This is a genomic window from Olleya sp. HaHaR_3_96, assembly GCF_019278545.1.
Lineage (GTDB): Bacteria > Bacteroidota > Bacteroidia > Flavobacteriales > Flavobacteriaceae > Olleya.
The window spans coordinates 4,149,814-4,170,701 of sequence record NZ_CP058987.1; the positions used below are offsets into that span (position 1 = coordinate 4,149,814).

The window sequence follows — 20,888 nt, forward strand, 5'->3', positions numbered from 1 at the left end:
ATTAAATTTTATCTTTCAGAAACGGCTTTGAAAGGTCTAAGGTTTTCTCCGATATAAATTTGTCTTGGACGTCCAATTGGTTCTTTACGGTTACGCATTTCTTTCCATTGTGCAATCCAACCTGGTAAACGTCCTAAAGCGAACATTACCGTAAACATTTCGGTTGGAATCCCCATACCTCTATAGATAATTCCTGAATAGAAATCTACATTTGGATATAATTTACGATCTACAAAATAAGGATCACTTAATGCTTCTTCTGCCAAACCTTTTGCGATGTCTAAAACTGGATCATCAATTCCTAAATCCGCTAATACTTCGTCAGCTGCTTTTTTAATAATTTTTGCTCTTGGATCAAAGTTTTTATACACTCTGTGTCCAAAGCCCATTAAACGGAAAGGATCTTGTTTGTCCTTAGCTTTAGCCATGTATTTTTTAGTGTCTCCACCATCTTCTTTAATACCCTCTAACATTTCTAAAACCGCTTGGTTTGCTCCACCATGTAATGGTCCCCAAAGTGCAGATATACCAGAAGATAATGACGCAAATAAACCAGCATGAGATGATCCTACAATTCTTACTGTAGATGTAGAACAATTTTGCTCATGATCTGCATGTAAGATTAATAATTTATCTAAAGCATTAACTAAAATTGGATTTTGAACATAGTCTTGATTAGGTTTTTTAAACATCATTTGAAGGATGTTTTCTACATATCCTAAAGAATCATCTCCATAATCTAATGGTAATCCTTTTTGTTTACGCATTGTCCAAGCAACTAACACAGGAAACTTACCCATTATTTTACATACTGTATTGTAAACATCTTCTTCTGAGTCTACATCTACAGATGACGGGTTAAATGCTGTTAAAGCACTTGTTAAAGACGATAACACTCCCATTGGGTGTGCTGCCTTAGGAAACGCATCAATTATTTTCTTTACATCATCATCCACTACAGATTGTTCTTTGATGTCTTCTTCAAATTTATGTAATTGTGCTTTAGTAGGTAACTCTCCAAAAATCAATAAAAATGCAACTTCTAGGAAATCTGCTTTTTCAGCTAATTCTTCAATAGAATATCCTCTGTATCTTAAAATTCCTTTTTCACCATCTAAAAAAGTAATAGCACTTTCGCAAGACCCGGTATTTTTAAAACCTGGATCTATAGTTGTTACTCCACCTGTTACAGCTCTAAGCGTTTTGATATCTATTCCTATTTCGTTTTCTGTACCAACAATTAAAGGAAACTCGTGTTTTTCTCCATTAATTTCAATCGTTGCTTTATCTGACATATATCTTGATTTATTGTAAGTTAATTTGGATTGTAAATTTACAAAAACTATAACGATTTAGAAAGTGTATTTATAATGGTTTTAACAATTTAACTATAGCTTAAACCTATTAATACCCTTTTACACAAAAAAAACCTTTCAATTTACATTGAAAGGTTGATAATTTACAAGTTATATAAATTTTATTTTTTTATTTTAAATGCCTTTTCTCCTGGATAATAAGCCACCTGTCCTAACTCTTCTTCAATACGCAATAATTGATTGTATTTAGCCATACGATCACTACGAGAAGCAGAACCTGTCTTAATTTGTCCACAATTTAAAGCTACTGCTAAATCTGCAATAGTATTATCTTCTGTCTCCCCAGATCTATGAGACATAACAGATGTATAACCAGCATTATGAGCCATATTAACAGCTGCAATAGTTTCTGTTAAAGTTCCGATTTGATTAACTTTAATTAATATTGAATTTGCAATATCTTCTGAAATCCCTTTAGATAAGCGCTCTACATTAGTAACAAATAAATCATCACCAACTAATTGTACTTTGTCTCCAACCTGTTCTGTCAAATATTTCCAACCTTCCCAATCATTTTCATCCATACCGTCTTCGATAGAAATAATAGGATAGTTTCTTGATAACTCTGCTAAATAATCAGCCTGTTCTTTACTAGATCTTATTTTTCCTGTTGGTCCTTCAAATTTAGAATAGTCATATTTTCCATCTACAAAAAATTCGGCTGCAGCACAATCTAATGCGATCATAACGTCATCCCCTAAAGTATAGCCCGCATTTTTAACTGCTAATGCTATCGTTTCTAAAGCATCTTCAGTACCACCTTCAAGGTTTGGTGCAAAACCACCTTCATCGCCAACAGCTGTACTTAAACCTCTGTCATGTAACACCTTTTTTAGGTTATGGAAAATTTCAGTCCCCATTTGTAACGCATGTGTAAAGTTTTTAGCTTTTACAGGCATTACCATAAATTCTTGAAAAGCAATTGGTGCATCACTATGCGAGCCTCCATTAATAATATTCATCATTGGTACAGGAAGCGTATTAGCACTTACCCCTCCAATATATCTGTATAAAGGCATCCCTAATTCTGCAGCAGCTGCCTTAGCAACCGCTAAAGACACACCTAATATAGCATTGGCTCCTAATTTAGATTTATTAGGTGTTCCATCTATTTCGCACATTAAAGTGTCAATATAATTTTGTTCAAAAACATTAACGCCTAAAAGTTCTTCCGCTAAAATAGAATTTACATTATCTACAGCTTTAGTAACTCCTTTACCCATATACTTATCTCCACCGTCACGTAACTCAACAGCTTCATGTTCTCCTGTTGAAGCTCCTGATGGTACAGCTGCTCTACCAAAAAAACCATTTTCTGTTTCTACATCTACTTCAACCGTTGGATTACCTCTAGAATCAAAAATTTGTCTCGCGTGAACGTTGATTATAATACTCATATATATGTGATTTTAGTTTATTAGATTCAAATTTAACGTTTAATTCTCAGCTATATATAGGTTTTATTGAAGAAATACAAAAAAAACTAGCTATAACGTTTTAGTAAAATATAAAAGGCAACGAAAGTTTAAAATCGTTGCCTTTTTACTATTATTTATTTTTTATATTACTTATAAATTGGTCAAATAAGTAAGACGAGTCATGTGGTCCAGGACTTGCTTCTGGATGGTATTGTACTGAAAACACATTTTTAGATTTCATTTTCAAACCAGCAACGGTATCATCATTTAAATGTAGATGTGTGATTTCTAAATCTGGATGCGCTTCTGCCTCTTCTCTATTAACAGCAAAACCATGGTTCTGAGATGTTATTTCTCCTTTACCAGTTATTAAATTTTTAACTGGATGGTTTATCCCTCTGTGACCATTATGCATTTTATAGGTAGAAATACCATTAGCCAACGCAATCACTTGATGTCCCAAACAAATTCCAAATAACGGTAAATCTCTACTAATTATCTCTTTCGCTAATGCCTGAGCTTCCACTAAAGGTTCTGGATCTCCTGGACCATTAGACAGAAAATAGCCATCAGGATTCCAAGCACTTAATTCTTCAAAAGATGAATTATATGGAAACACTTTAACGTAAGCATCACGCTTCACAAAATTTCTTAAAATATTCTTTTTAATACCAATATCTAATGCTGCTATTTTGATTGGTGCATTTTCATCTCCAACAAAATAAGGCTCTTTAGTCGATACTTTAGAAGCCAATTCTAAACCATTCATCGTAGGTATTTCTGCTAATTGTGCTTTAAGCTTATCTATATTATCCACCTCTGTAGATATTACAGCATTCATTGCGCCATTATCTCTAATATAACTCACTAATGCTCTAGTATCCACATCCGAAATAGCTAAAAGATTATTTTTATTAAGAAAATCTTCTAATGATCCGTTTGAGTCTACTCTAGAAAAATCATAACTAAAATTTTTACAAATTAAGCCAGAGATTTTAATAGAATCCGATTCGACCTCGTTATCATTAACCCCATAATTCCCAATATGAGCGTTAGTGGTTACCATAAGTTGACCGTAATAAGAGGGATCTGTAAAGATCTCTTGATATCCTGTCATTCCTGTATTAAAACAAACTTCACCGAATGCTGAACCTTCTTTACCTACAGCTTTACCATGAAAAATGGTTCCGTCCTCTAATAAGATTAGAGCTTTATTTAATTTTTGATACTTCATAGTCTTTAAAAAAGTTTAACAAAATTGCATAAAAAAAAGGATAATCTAAAATAGATTATCCTTTTTATATCAAATGCTTATTAACATTTATTCTTCTTCGTTAGATGCTACTGGTGGCGTTACTGTTTTAGCACTACCTCCTCTTCTACTTCTACGAGTCGTTTTCTTAGCTTTATTATCTGCATTGTAGATTTCATTGTAATCTACTAATTCGATCATAGCCATATCAGCGTTATCCCCTAAACGGTTACCTAACTTGATAATTCTTGTATATCCACCTGGACGATCTCCTATTTTAGCGGCAACATCTCTAAATAATTCAGTTACAGCTTCTTTTTGACGAAGTCTTGAAAATACAATACGTCTGTTATGCGTCGTATCGTTTTTAGACTTAGTAATCATTGGCTCAATAAATCCTTTTAAAGCTTTTGCTTTTGCTACAGTAGTGTTAATACGCTTGTGCTCTATTAAAGAACAAGCCATATTTGCTAACATTGATTTTCTGTGAGCAGTTTGTCTACCTAAGTGGTTTACTTTTTTTCCGTGTCTCATGACATTTTTTGTTTAATCACCATCTTGCTGCAACTCTTAAGAGGAGCAAAATATGATGTATTAGTCTTTATCTAGTTTATATTTTGATAAGTCCATTCCGAAATTAAGACCTTTGACATTTACTAGCTCTTCTAGCTCTGTTAAAGATTTTTTACCGAAGTTACGGAACTTCATTAAATCGTTTTTATTAAATGATACTAAGTCTCCTAAAGTATCAACTTCTGCAGCCTTTAAACAATTAAGAGCACGAACAGATAAGTCCATATCTACTAATTTTGTTTTAAGTAACTGTCTCATGTGAAGTGATTCTTCATCATAAGTTTCAGTTTGAGCAATTTCATCCGCTTCCAATGTGATACGCTCATCAGAGAATAACATAAAGTGGTGGATTAAAGTTTTTGCGCCCTCCGTTAAAGCATCTTGAGGACTAATAGATCCATCGGTTTGAATTTCAAACACTAACTTCTCATAATCCGTCTTTTGCTCTACACGATAATTTTCAATGCTATATTTAACATTTTTTATTGGCGTGTAAATTGAATCTGTAAAGATTGTTCCAATTGGCGCAGAAGCTTTCTTATTTTCTTCAGCAGGAACATAACCTCTTCCTTTTTCAATCGTAATTTCCATATTGATGCTTACCTTAGAATCAAGATTACAGATAACTTGATCTGTATTTAATACTTGGAATCCTGAAATAAACTTCTGAAAATCTCCAGCAACTATTTTATCTTGTCCAGAAATTGAGATAGAAATAGACTCATTGTCTACATCTTCTATCTGACGCTTAAAACGAACTTGTTTTAAGTTTAAAATAATTTCTGTTACATCCTCCACAACTCCTGCGATCGCTGAAAACTCATGATCTACACCTTCAATTCTAACAGATGTAATTGCAAATCCTTCTAGAGAAGATAATAAAACTCTTCTTAAAGCATTTCCTACTGTTAAACCGTAACCAGGTTCTAAAGGTCTGAATTCGAATTTACCTTCGAAATCAGTAGAATCAATCATGATTACCTTATCAGGCTTTTGAAAATTAAATACTGCCATATTGTTCTTCGTTTTAATTGTTATTTAGTTGCGCGATTTAAAAGTTTGAAGATCACTAATAAATCCTTTGGCTAAATACCAATATGATTATTTATTATTTAGAGTATAATTCTACGATGAATTGCTCATTGATGTTTTCTGGAATCTGGATTCTAGCAGGAACAGAAACATAAGTTCCTTCTTTTTTCTCGCTATTCCAAGTGATCCACTCATATACATTACTTGAATTTGCTAAAGAACTAGCAATTGCTTCAAGTGATTTTGACTTTTCTCTAACGGCAACAACATCTCCAGCTTTTAATTGGTAAGATGGTACGTTTACTAAACCACCATTAACCGTAATATGTCTGTGAGATACTAATTGTCTAGCGCCACTTCTTGAAGGAGAAACTCCCATTCTAAATACAACGTTGTCTAATCTAGACTCACATAATTGTAATAAAACTTCACCTGTAATTCCAGGAGAGGCAGTTGCTTTTTTGAACATGTTTCTAAACTGACGTTCTAATATACCATAAGTATATTTCGCCTTTTGCTTCTCCATTAATTGGATTGCATATTCAGATTTCTTTCCACGTCTTCTTGCGTTTCCGTGTTGCCCAGGAGGGTAATTTCTTTTTTCGAAAGATTTGTCATCTCCGAAGATAGCTTCACCAAACTTACGAGCTATTTTAGTTTTAGGACCAGTATATCTTGCCATTTCTTTAATTGATTTAAGAGTGATTGTGAATTAAGGTCTTAATCTTATCCTTCGACAATCGTTAATCTCTTTGTTGATACTTGTTAATAATTTCAGTTTGCAAATTTATACAAAAAATTAATACCATCTGTATAACAGACGATATTAATTTTTTTGATTTGCTTTATTTGAAAGAGTAATTACACTCTTCTTCTTTTAGGTGGACGACACCCGTTGTGTGGTAAAGGAGTAACATCAATAATTTCTGTTACTTCTATTCCTGCATTGTGAATTGAGCGAATAGCAGATTCTCTACCATTCCCAGGACCTTTCACATACACTTTAACCTTCTTTAAACCAGCTTCTTTAGCTACTCCAGAAGCATCTTCTGCCGCTAACTGAGCTGCATAAGGTGTGTTTTTCTTAGATCCTCTAAATCCCATTTTACCTGCAGATGACCATGAAATAACGTCCCCTTTTTTATTGGTAAGTGAAATAATGATGTTGTTAAATGAAGCAGTAATGTGAGCTTCTCCAACAGCGTCAATAATAACTTTACGTTTTTTTGTGCTTTTAGCGTTTGTCTTTGCCATACTACTTATTATTTAGTTGCTTTTTTCTTGTTAGCAACTGTTTTTCTTCTACCTTTTCTAGTTCTAGAGTTGTTTTTAGTACGTTGACCTCTTAAAGGTAAACCAGCTCTATGACGTATTCCTCTGTAACACCCAATATCCATTAAACGTTTAATGTTTAATTGAGTTTCAGAACGTAATTCACCTTCAATAGTAAAAGTTCCAACAGCATCTCGAATTGCTCCGATTTGATCATCTGTCCAATCTTGTACTTTGATGCTTTCGTCTACTTTAGCTGCTGCTAAAATTTCTTGAGATCTACTTCTACCTACTCCGTAGATATAAGTTAAAGAGATTATTCCTCTTTTCTGCTTTGGTATGTCTACACCTGCGATTCTTGCCATAATTACCCTTGTCTTTGTTTGAATCTAGGATTCTTTTTGTTAATGACGTAAAGTCTACCTTTTCTGCGTACGATTTTACAATCTGCACTTCTTTTTTTAACTGATGCTCTTACTTTCATCGTATTAGTATCTATAGGTTATTCGAGCCTTAGTTAAATCGTAAGGACTCATTTCTAATTTCACTTTATCTCCTGGTAACAATTTAATGTAATGCATACGCATCTTACCCGAAATATGTGCGGTCACAATATGACCATTTTCTAATTCGACACGAAACATAGCATTTGATAATGCTTCTATAATCGTACCGTCTTGTTCTATTGCTGCTTGTTTTGCCATAGTGAAAAATATTAAGCTACTGCTTTTCTGTTTTTACCTGTTTTCATCAAGCCATCATAATGCCTATTTAACAAGTAAGAATTTACTTGTTGCATAGTATCTATTGCAACTCCAACCATAATTAATAAAGATGTACCTCCAAAAAATAAGGCCCAACCAGATTGTACATTTAATAACTTAACGATAAATGCTGGGAACACAGCTATTAAAGCAAGAAACATAGAACCAGGTAAAGTTATTTGAGACATAATTTTATCCAAATACTCTGAAGTTTCTGATCCAGGACGAATACCAGGAATAAATCCTCCGCTTCGTTTTAAATCATCTGCCATTTTATTTGTAGGAACCGTAATTGCGGTGTAAAAATAAGTAAAAATTACAATTAATAATGCAAATACAAGATTATACCAAAATCCGAAGATATCAGAGAAATTTGATTGCATCCATAAACCAGTCGCAGTATCCTTTAATAATGACGATCCTCCGATAAGCCCTGGAACAAACATGATTGCTTGAGCAAATATAATTGGCATTACACCGGAAGCATTTAATTTTAAAGGAATATACTGTCTTGATCCAAATACGTTTTTCTCATAACCTCCAGTTGCAGAACGTCTAGCGTACTGAACTGCGATTTTTCGTACAGCCATCACTAATAAAATTGATAGCAATATAATAACAAACCAAATTACGATTTCAAATAATATCATCATAACGTTGTTACCAGTCTCTAATCTTGATGCAGCATTTTGTAAAAAAGATTTAGGTAAAGTAGCAATAATACCAACCATAATTAATAATGATATACCATTACCAATACCTTTATCTGTAATCTTTTCTCCTAACCACATTGCAAAAATAGTACCTGTTACAAGAATAACTATTGATGAGAAATAAAACACACCACCTTGTCCAAGTAAAAAAGCAGAGTTTGGAATACCAAACATAGGCTGTAAACTTGCTAAATAACCAGGCGCCTGTACTAAACAAATAGCAATAGTTAACCAACGTGTTATCTGAGTGATCTTTTTCTGACCACTAGCTCCTTCTTTTTGTAGTTTTTGTAAATAAGGAATCGCAATTCCCATTAATTGAACTACAATAGAAGCAGAAATGTACGGCATAATTCCAAGTGCAAATACAGAAGCATTGGCAAATGCCCCTCCTGTAAACGCATTTAAAATTCCGAAGATACCTTCAGATGTACCAGTTTGTAAACTCTCTAATTGAGTAGCGTCTATTCCTGGTAATACTACTTGTGCTCCGAAACGATAAACTAATAACAGTCCTAGTGTAACTACGATTCTGTTTCTTAACTCTTCAATTTTCCAAACATTCTTTAATGTCTCTATAAATTTCATCCGTTCAATTATTCTTATAAAGTTACAGCTTCTCCTCCTGCAGCTTCAATAGCAGCTTTTGCAGTAGCAGTAAATTTATGAGCTGTGATACTTAATTTAGCTTTTAATTCTCCTCTTCCTAAAATCTTAACTAGCTCGTTTTTACCAGCTAAACCAAGACCTACTAAGGTATCAAAATCTAAAGTATCTTTAATTTTCTTATCGTCAACTAATTGTTGAATAACATCTAGGTTTACACCTTGATGCTCTATACGATTAATGTTAGTAAAACCAAACTTAGGTACTCTACGTTGAAGTGGCATTTGCCCTCCTTCGAAACCGACCTTCTTAGAATAACCAGATCTAGATTTAGCTCCTTTGTGACCACGTGTTGCAGTACCACCTTTACCAGAACCTTGACCTCTACCTATTCTTTTACCTTGATTTTTAACTGAACCTTCTGCAGGTTTTAAATTACTTAAATCCATTTTCAGTATTATTATTTAGTTTCCTCTACAGAAACTAAGTGATTTACTTTTGCTACCATTCCTAAGATATTAGGAGTAGCCTCGTGTTCTATAGTTTGCCCAATCTTTTTAAGACCAAGAGCCAATAAAGTTCTCTTTTGTCTTTGTGTTCTATTGATTGCGCTTTTAACTTTTGTTACTTTTATCTTAGACATTGCTGTTGTGATTATCCGTTAAAAACTTTTTCTAAAGAGATACCTCTTTCACGAGCAATCGTTCTTGGGTCTCTTAGTTGTAATAAAGCATCGAAAGTTGCTTTTACAACATTATGAGGGTTTGATGAACCTTGAGATTTAGATAATACATCATGTACACCTACTGCCTCTAAAACTGTTCTCACAGCTCCACCAGCAATAACTCCTGTTCCAGGAGCTGCAGGTATAACATTTACTCTTGCACCACCAAATTTACCTTTTTGTTCATGAGGTAAAGTTCCTTTCATGATAGGGATACGAACTAAGTTTTTCTTAGCATCCTCTATTGCTTTTGCAATTGCACTAGCAACATCCTTTGACTTTCCTAAACCATGTCCTACAACACCTGCTTCATCTCCAACCACTACAATTGCTGAGAAACCGAATGCTCTACCCCCTTTTGTTACCTTAGTAACTCTCTGTACACCAACTAAACGATCTTTAAGATCTAATCCACTTGGTTTTACTAGCTCTGCGCTTCTATATTTTTTAAACATAATTTCTTAGAATTTAAGTCCGCCTTCTCTAGCTCCTTCAGCTAATGATTTGATTCTACCATGATATAAATAACCACCTCTATCAAAAGCGATAGTTGCAACACCAGCCTTTAAGGCTTTTTCTGCGATAGACTTACCTACTAATGTAGCTACTTCTACCTTGTTTCCTTTTGCAGCAATATCTTTATCTCTAGAAGATGAAGCGACTAATGTTTTACCATTAACGTCATCTACAATTTGAGCATAAATTTCTTTATTACTTCTAAAAACAGCTAATCTTGGTCTTGCTTCTGTACCAGAAACAACCTTACGGATTCTGTTTTTAATTCTTAATCGTCTTTCGTTTTTTGTTAACGCCATAACTATTATGCTGATTTACCTGCTTTTCTTCTTAATATTTCTCCAACAAACTTGATACCTTTACCTTTATAAGGCTCTGGTGGTCTAAAACCTCTAATCTTAGCAGCAACTTGACCAACTAATTGCTTGTCAAATGATGTTAAAACTATTTTTGGATTTTTACCTTTATCAGAAACTGTTTCCACCTTCACTTCTGGAGCTACACTTAAAACTATATTGTGAGAAAAACCTAAAGCTAATTCAAGGACATTTCCTTGATTTGAAGCTCTATAACCTACACCTACTAATTCTAATTCTTTAGTCCATCCTTTAGATACACCTTCAATCATGTTGTTAACTAATGAACGATATAAACCGTGCTTAGCTTTATGGTCTTTAGTTTCTGCTGAACGTGTAACCAATACGTTACCTTCTTCAACTTTAACTTCTACAGTATTGAAATTTTGAGTTAATTCTCCTAATTTTCCTTTAACTGTTATTGTGTTATTGTCTACTGTTACCGTTACTCCTTCTGGAATGGCAACTGGATTATTTCCTATTCTTGACATTTTCTTCTGGATTTTAGATTAGTAAACATAACATAAAACTTCACCACCTACGTTTTCTCTTTGCGCTTGCTTACCTGTCATAACTCCATGAGAAGTTGAAACGATAGCAATACCTAATCCATTAAGAATACGTGGTAATTCAGTTGAACCAGAATATTTTCTCAAACCAGGCTTACTGATTCTTTGTAATTTTCTAATTACTGGTTCTTTTGTTTCCTTATTATACTTTAAGGCGATTTTGATAGTACCTTGAACGGTACTATCATCGAACTTATAACTTAAAATATATCCTTGATCGAATAATATTTTAGTCATGTCCTTTTTTAAATTTGATGCAGGAATTTCTACAACTCTATGATTAGCACGCACTGCGTTTCTAATTCTAGTCAAGTAATCTGCAATTGGATCTGTATACATATGTATTGATTTGCGGACTGGGTTTTCGGACTATTCCGAACCTTAGACCATTTATAATTTTACCAACTTGCCTTTCTAACACCCGGGATTAACCCTTGGTTAGCCATCTCTCTAAACATTACACGAGAAACACCAAATGTACGCATATAACCTTTTGGTCTACCAGTTAACTTACATCTATTATGTTGACGCACTGGTGATGCATTCTTTGGTAATCTTTGTAAAGCTTCATAATCTCCAGCTTCTTTCAAAGCCTTACGTTTTTCAGCATATTTAGCTACAGTTTTTGATCTTTTGACCTCACGGGCCTTCATTGATTCTTTAGCCATATCTTAATTTTTTTGAAAAGGTAAACCTAATTCAGTTAATAATGATTTTGCTTCCTTATCAGTTGGAGCAGATGTTACAAATGTAATATCCATTCCGTCAATTTTATTAACTTTATCGATATTTATTTCTGGAAAGATAATTTGCTCAGTAACTCCTAAGTTATAATTACCTCTACCATCAAATCCTGTAGCTTTAATTCCGTTAAAATCTCTAACACGTGGAAGTGCTGAAGTTATTAAACGGTCTAAAAACTCATACATTCTTTCTCCTCTTAACGTAACTTTCGCACCAATTGGCATTCCTTTACGTAATTTGAAAGATGCAACATCTTTTTTAGATATAGTAGCAACTGCTTTTTGACCAGTAATCGTAGTAAACTCATCTACTGCGTGATCTACAAGCTTTTTATCTGCAACTGCAGCTCCAACTCCTCTAGATAATACTATCTTTTCTAGTTTTGGAACTTGCATTACATTACTGTATCCAAATTCTTCTGTAAGAGCAGCAATTACTTTGCTTTTATACTCTTCTTTTAGTCTCGGTGAATATCCCATAACTATATTACTTCATTAGATTTTTTAGAAAATCTGACTTTTTTATCACCTTCAACTCTGTAACCTATTCTAGTTGCTTCTCCTTTTGAAGTTAACAATGATAAGTTAGAAATATTGATTGGCGCCTCTTTTTCTACGATACCGCCTTGAGGGCTTTGTGCACTTGGTTTAGTATGTTTCTTAACCATGTTCACACCTTCAACTATAGCTTTGTTTTTTTCAATAAAGACCTTTTGTACTTTACCTTCAGAACCTTTATGGTCACCAGCTATAATTTTGACTGTATCTCCTGTTTTAATTTTAAGCTTTGTCATTTTTTTATCAATTAAAGCACCTCTGGTGCCAATGATACAATTTTCATGAATGATTTATCACGAAGTTCTCTAGCTACAGGTCCAAATACACGTGTTCCTCTCATTTCACCCGTTGGGTTTAAAAGCACACAAGCATTATCGTCAAATCTAATATAAGATCCGTCTGGACGTCTAACTTCTTTCTTTGTACGTACAACAACTGCTGTAGACACAGCTCCCTTTTTAATGTTTCCATTAGGAGTTGCATCTTTCACAGTGACAACAATTTTGTCACCTACAGAAGCGTATCTTCTCTTAGTACCACCTAGAACTCGTATTGTTAATACTTCTTTAGCTCCAGTGTTATCTGCTACTCTTAGTCTTGATTCTTGTTGTACCATAATTACTTCGCTCTTTCAATTATTTCAACTAATCTCCAACATTTAGATTTACTTAAAGGTCTTGTTTCCATGATCTTTACAGTATCTCCGATATTGCAATCGTTTGTCTCATCGTGTGCAACATATTTCTTTGTTTTTAACACGAACTTTCCGTACATAGGGTGTTTTACTTTTTTAACTTCAGCAACCACAATTGATTTCTGCATCTTGTTACTAGTAACGATCCCGATACGCTCTTTTCTTAAGTTTCTTTTTTCCATCTTGTAAGCAGAATTATTGTAAATCTCTTTTAGTTAATTCTGTTGCAATTTTTGCAACCGAACGTCTTACTTGACGTAATTGAATTGGGTTCTCTAAAGGAGAAACTGCATGAGCCATTTTTAAATCTGAATAGCTCTTCTTTGTTTCACTAAGTTTCTCTTGTAACTCAGCTACAGATAATTCTTTAATTTCTGATTGTTTCATAATATCAAATAAATTATGCTTCGTAATCTCTAGCGATTACAAACTTAGTTTTTACTGGTAATTTTTGAGCTGCAAGTCTTAATGCTTCTTTAGCAACATCTAAAGGCACTCCTCCAACTTCAAAAAGGATTCTTCCTGGTTTAACAACTGCTGCCCAATATTCTACTGCACCTTTACCTTTACCCATACGTACTTCAAGAGGCTTTTTTGTAATAGGCTTGTCTGGAAATATCTTTATCCAAAGTTGACCTTCTCTTTTCATGTGACGTGTAGCGGCAATACGAGCTGCTTCTATTTGACGTGATGTTAAAAAATTAGAATCCAATGATTTTATTCCAAAAGTTCCGTTTGAAAGTAAGTGACCTCTACCCGAGTTCCCTTTCATACGTCCCTTTTGCATTTTTCTAAATTTTGTTCTTTTAGGCTGTAACATTTTTTCTGTTCTTTAAAAAATTACTTTCTACGACGTTGTTGTGGCTTTCCACCTTGGCGTCCACCTTTTCCTTGCTTCTTAGCTAAGCCAACAAGAGGAGAAAGTTCTCTTTTACCATATACTTCACCTTTCATTATCCATACTTTGACCCCTAATCTACCATAAGTAGTATGAGACTCAACTAAAGCATAGTCAATATCGGCTCTGAATGTTGATAAAGGAATACGTCCTTCTTTGTAGTGTTCTGAACGTGCCATCTCTGCCCCGTTTAAACGTCCACTAATTTGGATTTTAATTCCTTCAGCATTCATACGCATTGTAGCAGCAATAGCCATTTTTATAGCACGTCTGTATGAAATTCTGTTTTCAATTTGACGAGCAATGCTAGATCCTACTAAAAATGCATCAAGTTCAGGTCTTTTAATTTCAAATATATTAATCTGAACTTCTTTCCCTGTAATTTTCTTAAGCTCTTCTTTTAACTTGTCTACCTCTTGTCCACCTTTTCCAATAATAATACCAGGTCTAGCAGTAGTGATAGTAACGGTTACAAGTTTTAAAGTTCTCTCAATAATTACACGAGATACACTAGCTTTAGATAAACGCGCGTGAACGTATTTTCTGATCTTATCGTCTTCGGCAAGTTTATCACCATAATCGTTTCCTCCATACCAGTTAGATTCCCATCCTCTGATAATTCCTAAGCGATTTCCGATTGGATTTGTCTTTTGTCCCATATCTATCTTAGCTTTGTGTGTTATTGTTAGCTCCTACCACGATTGTTACGTGGTTAGAGCGTTTTCTTATTCTGTGAGCACGTCCTTGTGGTGCTGGACGCAATCTTTTTAACATAGATCCACCATCTACTCTTATTTCTTTAACGATTAACTCAGCATCTTCGATACTTGCATCCTCGTTTTTTGCCTGCCAATTAGCTATCGCTGAAAGTAATAATTTCTCTAAACGATTTGAAGCTTCTTTTTGACTGAATTTCAAAATATTAAGTGCCTTTTCTACGCGTTCACCTCTTACTAAATCGGCTACTAAACGCATTTTTCTTGGTGACGTAGGACAGTTATTAAGTTTAGCGAAAGCGATTTGCTTTTTACCTTCCTTAATAGCGTCTGCCATTTGTTTTTTACGACTTCCCATAGCTTACTTTTTACCTTTATTTTTAGCACCCGCGTGACCTCTAAAAGATCTTGTTGGTGAAAATTCTCCTAATTTATGCCCAACCATGTTTTCTGTAACATAAACTGGAACAAACTGACGACCGTTATGTACTGCGATTGTTTGTCCAACAAAATCCGGAGTTATCATACTTGCTCTTGACCAAGTTTTGATAACCGTTTTCTTGCTAGCTTCAACATTAGCAGCTACTTTTTTCTCTAATTTATAGTGAACGTAAGGTCCTTTTTTTAATGATCTTGCCATGATTTCTTATTTCTTTCTACGTTCTATAATATATTTATTACTCGCTTTAGTTTTAGAACGTGTTCTATATCCTTTAGCTGGTATACCGTTTCTAGAACGTGGATGTCCACCTGATGACTTACCTTCACCACCTCCCATTGGGTGATCTACTGGGTTCATTACAACTGGTCTTGTTCTTGGTCTTCTACCTAACCATCTACTACGTCCTGCTTTACCAGAAACTAATAATTGATGATCAGAGTTAGATACTGCTCCAATTGTCGCTGCACATGTTACTAGAATTAATCTAGTTTCACCTGAAGGCAATTTAATTGTAGCAAACTTACCATCCCTAGCCATTAACTGAGCAAAAGCTCCAGCACTTCTTGCCATTACAGCACCTTGTCCTGGTCTTAACTCTACACAAGAAATAATTGTACCAAGTGGAATATTTGCTAATGGCATTGCATTTCCTATTTCAGGAGCTACACTTTCACCAGAAACAACTGTTTGTCCAACTTGTAAACCATTTTGAGCAATGATATAAGTCTTTTCACCATCTTGATAATTTAACAAAGCGATGAATGCTGTTCTATTTGGATCGTATTGGATTGAAGCAACTTCAGCAGGAATACCCGCTTTAGATCTCTTAAAATCGATAATACGATATCTACGTTTATGACCACCACCTTTGTAGCGCATTGTCATACGTCCTTGACTGTTTCTACCACCTGATCGTTTTTTCGGAGCCAATAGGCTTTTTTCCGGCTTATCAGTAGTAATGGCGTCAAATCCGTTTACTACTCTAAATCGCTGACCTGGTGTGATTGGTTTTAATTTTCTTACTGACATTTGTCTTTAATTACATGTTAGTGTATAAATCAATCATTTCACCTTCCGCCAGTTGTACAATTGCTTTTTTCTTAGCATTTGTTTTACCATGTTGAATACCAGTTTTAGTAAACTTGGTACTTCTATCTGGACGGACATTAATAGTACGAACTTTTTCAACAGAAACTCCATAAGCAGCTTCCACTGCTTTTTTGATTTCTACCTTGTTCGCCTTAGTGTTCACAAAAAAGCTGAAACAATTGTTCAACTCGCTGTTAGCGGTTGCTTTTTCTGTGATTATAGGTTTAATTAAGATATTCATTTTGTTTCTATTTACTTAAATTCGACTCAATAGCTTCTAAAGAACTCTCTAGAAGAATAACTTGATTTGCATTTAATATTTTATAAGTACTTAATTCTGAGCTCATTACAACTTCAGAGCCTTTTAAATTACGTGATGACAAATATACATTATTATTTGACGCACCCAACACAAACAATGATTTTTTGTTTTGTAGGTCTAACGCATTTAAAATTGCTGTGAAATTTTTAGTCTTTGGAGCATCAAAATTAAAGTCTTCTAAAACAATAATTGACTTTTCATTTGCCTTAATACTAAAAGCTGATTTACGTGCTAAACGCTTTAAGCTTTTGTTTAATTTGAATGAATAATTTCTAGGTCTTGGTCCGAACATACGTCCACCTCCTCTAAAAACTCCTGACTTAATACTACCAGCTCTGGCTGTACCAGTACCTTTTTGTTTTTTAATCTTACGTGTACTTCCAGTAATCTCAGCACGCTCTTTAGCTTTGTGAGTTCCCTGTCTTTGGTTAGCTAAGTATTGCTTAACATCCAAATATACAGCATGATTATTAGGTTCAATAGCAAAAACACCATCAGAAAGGTCTGCCTTTCTACCTGTTTCTTTTCCGTTTATATCTAAAACTGCTACTTTCATTATTTTCTAATAATTACATAAGCGTTTTTATGTCCAGGTACACAACCTTTAACAACAAGTAAGTTCTTTTCTGGAACTACTTTTAAAACTCTTAAATTTTCAACTTTAACTGAGTCTGTTCCCATTCTACCTGCCATACGCATTCCTTTGAATACTCTTGCAGGATAAGAAGCCGCTCCAATAGATCCTGGTGCTCTTAAACGGTTATGTTGACCGTGAGTAGCTTGACCTACACCCGCGAAACCATGACGTTTAACAACCCCTTGAAATCCTTTTCCTTTTGATGTACCTGATACATCAACAAATTCACCTTCAGCAAAATGCTCAACAGTGATTGCATCACCTAACTTGTACTCCGCACCAAAACCTTTAAATTCGACCATTTTGCGTTTTACAGAAGTCCCTGCTTTCTTCACATGACCTAAGTCAGCTTTAGTAGCACTTTTTTCTGTCGCGTCATCGAAACCAAGTTGAACAGCACTATAACCGTCAACTTCTTCAGTTCTGACTTGGGTAACGATACATGGTCCAGCTTCGATTACTGTACATGGCATGTTTTTACCATTTTCATCGAAAATGCTGGTCATACCGATTTTTCTTCCAATTAACCCAGACATAATTTTTATTTATTTGTTATTACTATTTATTAAAACACAAGGCTGAAAATACGTTTCAGCCTTGAATTGTATTTTAACCGTTTTTCCTTCGCACGCAGCTTAGGACATGTTTCGCTTAATCAACGTTAAACGAATAAGTTTACTTAAACTTTAATTTCTACCTCTACTCCACTTGGTAATTCAAGTTTCATCAAAGCGTCAATTGTTTTAGAAGATGAAGAGTAAATATCTAATAATCTCTTGTAAGAGCTTAATTGAAATTGTTCTCTTGACTTCTTATTAACGTGAGGTGAACGCAATACAGTGAAAATTTTCTTGTGTGTTGGTAATGGAATTGGTCCAGTTACAACAGCTCCTGTACTCTTTACTGTTTTTACAATCTTTTCAGCAGACTTGTCTACTAAGTTATGATCGTAAGACTTTAATTTTATTCTAATTTTTTGACTCATTTTCTTAACTTTTTAAGATTGTTCTCCTTTAGCTGCTTTTATCACTTCTTCAGATACATTTGAAGGTGTTTGAGCATAGTGTGAAAATTCCATTGTTGACGTTGCACGACCAGAAGATAATGTTCTTAAAGTTGTTACATAACCAAACATTTCTGATAATGGCACGGTAGCTTTTATTGTCTTTGCACCAGCACGGTCACCCATACCTTCCATCATACCTCTTCTTCTATTTAAATCTCCTACAATATCACCCATGTTTTCTTCTGGCGTGATAACTTCTAGCTTCATAATAGGCTCCATGATTACAGCTTTTGCAGCTTTAGCACAGTTTTTAAATCCTAATTTAGCAGCTAATTCGAAAGATAACTGATCAGAATCCACATCATGGTAAGATCCATCTCTTAAAGTAACTTTCATTGAATCAACTTCAAAACCTGCTAATGGTCCATTAACCATCGCCATTTTAAATCCTTTTTCAATTGAAGGTATAAATTCCTTAGGAACGTTACCACCTTTAATTACAGATTCAAATTGAAGACCAATAACACCTTCATCAGCTGGTTCTACTGTAAATACAATATCAGCAAACTTACCACGACCACCAGATTGTTTCTTATAAACTTCTCTGTGATCTGCTACGGCAGTAATAGCTTCTTTATATTCAACTTGAGGTTGTCCTTGATTTACTTCAACATTAAACTCACGTCTTAAACGGTCTACAATAACGTCAAGGTGAAGCTCACCCATTCCTGAAATAATAGTCTGTCCTGAAGCTTCGTCTGAACGTACTGTAAATGTAGGATCTTCTTCAGCTAATTTAGCTAAGCCCATACCTAATTTATCAACATCAGCCTTAGTTTTTGGCTCAACCGCAATACCAATTACTGGATCAGGAAAGTCCATCGATTCTAATACGATAGGATGATCTTGATCTGAAAGTGTATCTCCTGTTTTGATTGACTTAAATCCAACAGCAGCTCCAATATCTCCAGCTTCTATATAGTCAATTGCATTTTGCTTGTTTGCATGCATTTGGTAGATACGTGAGATACGTTCTTTTTTACCAGAACGGTTATTTAACACATAAGAACCAGCATCTAAACGACCAGAATAAGCTCTAAAAAATGCTAAACGACCTACGAAAGGATCTGTAGCAATTTTAAATGCTAAGGCAGCGAAAGGCTCCTTAACACTTGGCTTACGAATTTCTTCTTTGTCAGTATCTGGGTTAATTCCAACAATACCTTCCTTATCCATTGGAGAAGGCAAGTAACGACATACAGCATCTAATAAGAACTGAACACCTTTGTTTTTAAACGCAGAACCACAAATCATTGGAATAATTGCCATGTCCATTACAGCAGCCCTAAGTGCTCTGTGCACCTCGTCTTCTGTAATAGAATCTTCATCTTCCATAAATTTCTCTAAAAGATTCTCATCATAACTTGCTACTTCTTCAATTAAAAGTGCACGATATTTACGAGCTTCCTCTTTCATATCCTCAGGAATTTCGATAACATCGAAAGTTGCTCCTTGAGTCTCATCATGCCATACAATAGCACGATTCTTTACTAAATCTATAATACCTTTAAAATCCTCTTCGTCACCAATGTTTAAAACGATTGGCACCGCATTAGATTTTAACATATCTTTTACTTGTTGACAAACACCTAAAAAGTCAGATCCTTGACGGTCCATTTTATTAACGAAACCAATTCTAGGCACTTTATAGTTATCAGCTAATCTCCAGTTAGTTTCAGATTGAGGCTCAACACCATCAACTGCACTAAATAAGAATACTAAACCATCCAATACACGTAAAGATCTATTTACTTCTACAGTAAAATCAACGTGACCAGGAGTATCAATAATATTGAAGTGATATCCTTTTGTTTCAGGAGTAGGTTCTGCGTTCTCTAATGGAAACTTCCATGTACAAGTTGTAGCTGCAGACGTAATAGTAATACCACGTTCTTGCTCTTGCTCCATCCAGTCCATTGTTGCAGCACCATCGTGTACTTCTCCAATTTTGTGTGAAACACCTGTATAATAAAGAACACGCTCTGTTGTTGTTGTTTTACCAGCATCAATATGAGCAGCAATTCCAATATTTCTTGTATATTTTAAATCTCTAGCCATGTCTTATTAAAATCTAAAGTGAGAGAATGCCTTGTTTGCCTCAGCCATCTTGTGCGTATCCGTACGTTTTTTAACTGCTGCTCCTTCTTCTTTAGCTGCTGCTAAAATCTCTGAAGCCAAACGTAATGCCATAGATTTCTCATTTCTCTTACGAGAAAAACTGATCAACCATTTCATTGCAGTTGACACCTTACGGTCTGCACGTATTGGATTAGGTATTTGAAATGTAGCTCCACCAACTCTACGACTACGTACTTCTACGTGCGGCATAACATTAGATAATGCTTCTTTCCAAATTTCTAAAGCTGTTTTTTCTTCGTCTGTTTTCTTTGTTTCTACAATGTCAATTGCATCATAAAATACTTTGAAAGCTACAGACTTCTTCCCGTCCCACATCATCATATTAACAAATCTAGTTACTAACTGATCGTTAAATCGAGGATCTGGTAAAAGCGGTCTTTTTTTTGCTGCTCTTTTTCTCATGTCTTCTTCTT

The 20,888-nt window shown here is 34.6% G+C and carries 34 protein-coding genes; all 34 read right to left on the bottom strand.

The window, feature by feature from the left end:
* Window positions 1-8: 8 nt before the first annotated feature.
* On the bottom strand, window positions 9-1,295 hold the full coding sequence (locus H0I26_RS18365) for a citrate synthase (protein ID WP_218700323.1): 1,287 nt from the start codon (window positions 1,293-1,295) through the stop codon (window positions 9-11).
* Between the two features lie 182 nt (window positions 1,296-1,477).
* Window positions 1,478-2,773 carry a phosphopyruvate hydratase gene (gene eno / locus H0I26_RS18370; protein WP_101020209.1) on the bottom strand — a complete coding sequence of 432 codons (1,296 nt, stop codon included), beginning with the start codon at window positions 2,771-2,773 and terminating at the stop codon, window positions 1,478-1,480.
* A 151-nt stretch (window positions 2,774-2,924) separates the two neighbouring features.
* The gene (gene carA, locus H0I26_RS18375) at window positions 2,925-4,028 is read right to left on the bottom strand and encodes a glutamine-hydrolyzing carbamoyl-phosphate synthase small subunit (protein WP_218700324.1); all 1,104 of its coding nucleotides are present in this window, start codon (window positions 4,026-4,028) and stop codon (window positions 2,925-2,927) included.
* A gap of 87 nt (window positions 4,029-4,115) precedes the next feature.
* Entirely contained in the window at window positions 4,116-4,580 is a 465-nt protein-coding gene (gene rplQ, locus H0I26_RS18380; RefSeq protein ID WP_101020214.1) for a 50S ribosomal protein L17, read from the bottom strand.
* A gap of 60 nt (window positions 4,581-4,640) precedes the next feature.
* On the bottom strand, window positions 4,641-5,633 hold the full coding sequence (locus H0I26_RS18385; RefSeq protein ID WP_101020216.1) for a DNA-directed RNA polymerase subunit alpha: 993 nt from the start codon (window positions 5,631-5,633) through the stop codon (window positions 4,641-4,643).
* 94 nt (window positions 5,634-5,727) lie between these two features.
* Window positions 5,728-6,333 carry a 30S ribosomal protein S4 gene (gene rpsD, locus H0I26_RS18390; RefSeq protein ID WP_101020219.1) on the bottom strand — a complete coding sequence of 202 codons (606 nt, stop codon included), beginning with the start codon at window positions 6,331-6,333 and terminating at the stop codon, window positions 5,728-5,730.
* A 179-nt stretch (window positions 6,334-6,512) separates the two neighbouring features.
* Window positions 6,513-6,905 carry a 30S ribosomal protein S11 gene (rpsK, locus tag H0I26_RS18395; RefSeq protein ID WP_090841244.1) on the bottom strand — a complete coding sequence of 131 codons (393 nt, stop codon included), beginning with the start codon at window positions 6,903-6,905 and terminating at the stop codon, window positions 6,513-6,515.
* Window positions 6,906-6,913: 8 nt separating this feature from the next.
* Complete coding sequence (gene rpsM / locus H0I26_RS18400) at window positions 6,914-7,288, bottom strand: 30S ribosomal protein S13 (RefSeq protein ID WP_090841247.1); 375 nt, start codon at window positions 7,286-7,288, stop codon at window positions 6,914-6,916.
* 2 nt (window positions 7,289-7,290) lie between these two features.
* Window positions 7,291-7,407: a type B 50S ribosomal protein L36 gene (gene ykgO / locus H0I26_RS18405; RefSeq protein ID WP_013305171.1), complete on the bottom strand. Its 117-nt coding sequence runs from the start codon at window positions 7,405-7,407 to the stop codon at window positions 7,291-7,293.
* Window positions 7,408-7,411: 4 nt separating this feature from the next.
* Entirely contained in the window at window positions 7,412-7,627 is a 216-nt protein-coding gene (gene infA / locus H0I26_RS18410) for a translation initiation factor IF-1 (RefSeq protein WP_007094967.1), read from the bottom strand.
* Between the two features lie 11 nt (window positions 7,628-7,638).
* Window positions 7,639-8,988, bottom strand: a complete 1,350-nt coding sequence (gene secY, locus H0I26_RS18415; RefSeq protein WP_101020222.1) for a preprotein translocase subunit SecY — start codon at window positions 8,986-8,988, stop codon at window positions 7,639-7,641.
* A gap of 14 nt (window positions 8,989-9,002) precedes the next feature.
* Entirely contained in the window at window positions 9,003-9,455 is a 453-nt protein-coding gene (gene rplO / locus H0I26_RS18420; RefSeq protein WP_090841251.1) for a 50S ribosomal protein L15, read from the bottom strand.
* Window positions 9,456-9,466: 11 nt separating this feature from the next.
* The gene (gene rpmD, locus H0I26_RS18425; RefSeq protein ID WP_028283887.1) at window positions 9,467-9,649 is read right to left on the bottom strand and encodes a 50S ribosomal protein L30; all 183 of its coding nucleotides are present in this window, start codon (window positions 9,647-9,649) and stop codon (window positions 9,467-9,469) included.
* 11 nt (window positions 9,650-9,660) lie between these two features.
* On the bottom strand, window positions 9,661-10,185 hold the full coding sequence (gene rpsE, locus H0I26_RS18430; RefSeq protein WP_101020225.1) for a 30S ribosomal protein S5: 525 nt from the start codon (window positions 10,183-10,185) through the stop codon (window positions 9,661-9,663).
* Between the two features lie 6 nt (window positions 10,186-10,191).
* Window positions 10,192-10,545, bottom strand: coding sequence for a 50S ribosomal protein L18 (rplR, locus tag H0I26_RS18435; RefSeq protein WP_101020228.1), 354 nt, complete (start codon window positions 10,543-10,545; stop codon window positions 10,192-10,194).
* 5 nt (window positions 10,546-10,550) lie between these two features.
* The gene (gene rplF / locus H0I26_RS18440) at window positions 10,551-11,093 is read right to left on the bottom strand and encodes a 50S ribosomal protein L6 (RefSeq protein ID WP_218700325.1); all 543 of its coding nucleotides are present in this window, start codon (window positions 11,091-11,093) and stop codon (window positions 10,551-10,553) included.
* Window positions 11,094-11,111: 18 nt separating this feature from the next.
* Window positions 11,112-11,510 carry a 30S ribosomal protein S8 gene (gene rpsH / locus H0I26_RS18445; protein WP_101020232.1) on the bottom strand — a complete coding sequence of 133 codons (399 nt, stop codon included), beginning with the start codon at window positions 11,508-11,510 and terminating at the stop codon, window positions 11,112-11,114.
* 59 nt (window positions 11,511-11,569) lie between these two features.
* Window positions 11,570-11,839, bottom strand: coding sequence for a 30S ribosomal protein S14 (rpsN, locus tag H0I26_RS18450; RefSeq protein ID WP_101020234.1), 270 nt, complete (start codon window positions 11,837-11,839; stop codon window positions 11,570-11,572).
* Between the two features lie 3 nt (window positions 11,840-11,842).
* On the bottom strand, window positions 11,843-12,394 hold the full coding sequence (rplE, locus tag H0I26_RS18455; protein WP_101020237.1) for a 50S ribosomal protein L5: 552 nt from the start codon (window positions 12,392-12,394) through the stop codon (window positions 11,843-11,845).
* 2 nt (window positions 12,395-12,396) lie between these two features.
* A complete protein-coding gene (gene rplX / locus H0I26_RS18460) occupies window positions 12,397-12,708 on the bottom strand; it encodes a 50S ribosomal protein L24 (RefSeq protein ID WP_101020239.1) in 312 nt (103 codons plus the stop codon).
* Between the two features lie 11 nt (window positions 12,709-12,719).
* Complete coding sequence (gene rplN / locus H0I26_RS18465) at window positions 12,720-13,088, bottom strand: 50S ribosomal protein L14 (protein ID WP_101020241.1); 369 nt, start codon at window positions 13,086-13,088, stop codon at window positions 12,720-12,722.
* A gap of 2 nt (window positions 13,089-13,090) precedes the next feature.
* Entirely contained in the window at window positions 13,091-13,348 is a 258-nt protein-coding gene (rpsQ, locus tag H0I26_RS18470; protein ID WP_028283878.1) for a 30S ribosomal protein S17, read from the bottom strand.
* Window positions 13,349-13,361: 13 nt separating this feature from the next.
* Window positions 13,362-13,553, bottom strand: coding sequence for a 50S ribosomal protein L29 (gene rpmC / locus H0I26_RS18475; RefSeq protein WP_090841268.1), 192 nt, complete (start codon window positions 13,551-13,553; stop codon window positions 13,362-13,364).
* 13 nt (window positions 13,554-13,566) lie between these two features.
* The gene (gene rplP, locus H0I26_RS18480) at window positions 13,567-13,986 is read right to left on the bottom strand and encodes a 50S ribosomal protein L16 (RefSeq protein ID WP_101020244.1); all 420 of its coding nucleotides are present in this window, start codon (window positions 13,984-13,986) and stop codon (window positions 13,567-13,569) included.
* Window positions 13,987-14,006: 20 nt separating this feature from the next.
* Complete coding sequence (gene rpsC, locus H0I26_RS18485; RefSeq protein ID WP_090841273.1) at window positions 14,007-14,723, bottom strand: 30S ribosomal protein S3; 717 nt, start codon at window positions 14,721-14,723, stop codon at window positions 14,007-14,009.
* 7 nt (window positions 14,724-14,730) lie between these two features.
* Window positions 14,731-15,138 carry a 50S ribosomal protein L22 gene (gene rplV, locus H0I26_RS18490; protein ID WP_101020246.1) on the bottom strand — a complete coding sequence of 136 codons (408 nt, stop codon included), beginning with the start codon at window positions 15,136-15,138 and terminating at the stop codon, window positions 14,731-14,733.
* Window positions 15,139-15,141: 3 nt separating this feature from the next.
* Window positions 15,142-15,420: a 30S ribosomal protein S19 gene (gene rpsS / locus H0I26_RS18495; RefSeq protein WP_101020249.1), complete on the bottom strand. Its 279-nt coding sequence runs from the start codon at window positions 15,418-15,420 to the stop codon at window positions 15,142-15,144.
* A 6-nt stretch (window positions 15,421-15,426) separates the two neighbouring features.
* On the bottom strand, window positions 15,427-16,251 hold the full coding sequence (gene rplB / locus H0I26_RS18500) for a 50S ribosomal protein L2 (RefSeq protein WP_101020251.1): 825 nt from the start codon (window positions 16,249-16,251) through the stop codon (window positions 15,427-15,429).
* Window positions 16,252-16,261: 10 nt separating this feature from the next.
* Window positions 16,262-16,552 carry a 50S ribosomal protein L23 gene (rplW, locus tag H0I26_RS18505; RefSeq protein ID WP_090841281.1) on the bottom strand — a complete coding sequence of 97 codons (291 nt, stop codon included), beginning with the start codon at window positions 16,550-16,552 and terminating at the stop codon, window positions 16,262-16,264.
* 7 nt (window positions 16,553-16,559) lie between these two features.
* Window positions 16,560-17,189 (bottom strand): 50S ribosomal protein L4, encoded by a 630-nt coding sequence (gene rplD / locus H0I26_RS18510; RefSeq protein ID WP_101020253.1) that lies wholly within the window; start codon window positions 17,187-17,189, stop codon window positions 16,560-16,562.
* Window positions 17,189-17,806 (bottom strand): 50S ribosomal protein L3, encoded by a 618-nt coding sequence (gene rplC / locus H0I26_RS18515; RefSeq protein WP_101020255.1) that lies wholly within the window; start codon window positions 17,804-17,806, stop codon window positions 17,189-17,191. Before rplC ends, rplD begins: the two co-directional genes overlap by 1 nt.
* A 143-nt stretch (window positions 17,807-17,949) precedes the next feature.
* Window positions 17,950-18,255 carry a 30S ribosomal protein S10 gene (gene rpsJ, locus H0I26_RS18520; RefSeq protein ID WP_010181931.1) on the bottom strand — a complete coding sequence of 102 codons (306 nt, stop codon included), beginning with the start codon at window positions 18,253-18,255 and terminating at the stop codon, window positions 17,950-17,952.
* 12 nt (window positions 18,256-18,267) lie between these two features.
* Complete coding sequence (gene fusA, locus H0I26_RS18525) at window positions 18,268-20,394, bottom strand: elongation factor G (RefSeq protein WP_218700326.1); 2,127 nt, start codon at window positions 20,392-20,394, stop codon at window positions 18,268-18,270.
* Between the two features lie 6 nt (window positions 20,395-20,400).
* Window positions 20,401-20,877 (bottom strand): 30S ribosomal protein S7, encoded by a 477-nt coding sequence (gene rpsG / locus H0I26_RS18530; protein WP_101020259.1) that lies wholly within the window; start codon window positions 20,875-20,877, stop codon window positions 20,401-20,403.
* Window positions 20,878-20,888: the final 11 nt, after the last annotated feature.

Coding starts and splice junctions, on each gene's coding strand:
- H0I26_RS18365 (WP_218700323.1), bottom strand. CDS start 1,295: ATGTCAGATAAAGCAACGATTGAAATTAATGGAGAAAAACACGAGTTT.
- eno (WP_101020209.1), bottom strand. CDS start 2,773: ATGAGTATTATAATCAACGTTCACGCGAGACAAATTTTTGATTCTAGA.
- carA (WP_218700324.1), bottom strand. CDS start 4,028: ATGAAGTATCAAAAATTAAATAAAGCTCTAATCTTATTAGAGGACGGA.
- rplQ (WP_101020214.1), bottom strand. CDS start 4,580: ATGAGACACGGAAAAAAAGTAAACCACTTAGGTAGACAAACTGCTCAC.
- H0I26_RS18385 (WP_101020216.1), bottom strand. CDS start 5,633: ATGGCAGTATTTAATTTTCAAAAGCCTGATAAGGTAATCATGATTGAT.
- rpsD (WP_101020219.1), bottom strand. CDS start 6,333: ATGGCAAGATATACTGGTCCTAAAACTAAAATAGCTCGTAAGTTTGGT.
- rpsK (WP_090841244.1), bottom strand. CDS start 6,905: ATGGCAAAGACAAACGCTAAAAGCACAAAAAAACGTAAAGTTATTATT.
- rpsM (WP_090841247.1), bottom strand. CDS start 7,288: ATGGCAAGAATCGCAGGTGTAGACATACCAAAGCAGAAAAGAGGAATA.
- ykgO (WP_013305171.1), bottom strand. CDS start 7,407: ATGAAAGTAAGAGCATCAGTTAAAAAAAGAAGTGCAGATTGTAAAATC.
- infA (WP_007094967.1), bottom strand. CDS start 7,627: ATGGCAAAACAAGCAGCAATAGAACAAGACGGTACGATTATAGAAGCA.
- secY (WP_101020222.1), bottom strand. CDS start 8,988: ATGAAATTTATAGAGACATTAAAGAATGTTTGGAAAATTGAAGAGTTA.
- rplO (WP_090841251.1), bottom strand. CDS start 9,455: ATGGATTTAAGTAATTTAAAACCTGCAGAAGGTTCAGTTAAAAATCAA.
- rpmD (WP_028283887.1), bottom strand. CDS start 9,649: ATGTCTAAGATAAAAGTAACAAAAGTTAAAAGCGCAATCAATAGAACA.
- rpsE (WP_101020225.1), bottom strand. CDS start 10,185: ATGTTTAAAAAATATAGAAGCGCAGAGCTAGTAAAACCAAGTGGATTA.
- rplR (WP_101020228.1), bottom strand. CDS start 10,545: ATGGCGTTAACAAAAAACGAAAGACGATTAAGAATTAAAAACAGAATC.
- rplF (WP_218700325.1), bottom strand. CDS start 11,093: ATGTCAAGAATAGGAAATAATCCAGTTGCCATTCCAGAAGGAGTAACG.
- rpsH (WP_101020232.1), bottom strand. CDS start 11,510: ATGTATACAGATCCAATTGCAGATTACTTGACTAGAATTAGAAACGCA.
- rpsN (WP_101020234.1), bottom strand. CDS start 11,839: ATGGCTAAAGAATCAATGAAGGCCCGTGAGGTCAAAAGATCAAAAACT.
- rplE (WP_101020237.1), bottom strand. CDS start 12,394: ATGGGATATTCACCGAGACTAAAAGAAGAGTATAAAAGCAAAGTAATT.
- rplX (WP_101020239.1), bottom strand. CDS start 12,708: ATGACAAAGCTTAAAATTAAAACAGGAGATACAGTCAAAATTATAGCT.
- rplN (WP_101020241.1), bottom strand. CDS start 13,088: ATGGTACAACAAGAATCAAGACTAAGAGTAGCAGATAACACTGGAGCT.
- rpsQ (WP_028283878.1), bottom strand. CDS start 13,348: ATGGAAAAAAGAAACTTAAGAAAAGAGCGTATCGGGATCGTTACTAGT.
- rpmC (WP_090841268.1), bottom strand. CDS start 13,553: ATGAAACAATCAGAAATTAAAGAATTATCTGTAGCTGAGTTACAAGAG.
- rplP (WP_101020244.1), bottom strand. CDS start 13,986: ATGTTACAGCCTAAAAGAACAAAATTTAGAAAAATGCAAAAGGGACGT.
- rpsC (WP_090841273.1), bottom strand. CDS start 14,723: ATGGGACAAAAGACAAATCCAATCGGAAATCGCTTAGGAATTATCAGA.
- rplV (WP_101020246.1), bottom strand. CDS start 15,138: ATGGGAAGTCGTAAAAAACAAATGGCAGACGCTATTAAGGAAGGTAAA.
- rpsS (WP_101020249.1), bottom strand. CDS start 15,420: ATGGCAAGATCATTAAAAAAAGGACCTTACGTTCACTATAAATTAGAG.
- rplB (WP_101020251.1), bottom strand. CDS start 16,251: ATGTCAGTAAGAAAATTAAAACCAATCACACCAGGTCAGCGATTTAGA.
- rplW (WP_090841281.1), bottom strand. CDS start 16,552: ATGAATATCTTAATTAAACCTATAATCACAGAAAAAGCAACCGCTAAC.
- rplD (WP_101020253.1), bottom strand. CDS start 17,189: ATGAAAGTAGCAGTTTTAGATATAAACGGAAAAGAAACAGGTAGAAAG.
- rplC (WP_101020255.1), bottom strand. CDS start 17,806: ATGTCTGGGTTAATTGGAAGAAAAATCGGTATGACCAGCATTTTCGAT.
- rpsJ (WP_010181931.1), bottom strand. CDS start 18,255: ATGAGTCAAAAAATTAGAATAAAATTAAAGTCTTACGATCATAACTTA.
- fusA (WP_218700326.1), bottom strand. CDS start 20,394: ATGGCTAGAGATTTAAAATATACAAGAAATATTGGAATTGCTGCTCAT.
- rpsG (WP_101020259.1), bottom strand. CDS start 20,877: ATGAGAAAAAGAGCAGCAAAAAAAAGACCGCTTTTACCAGATCCTCGA.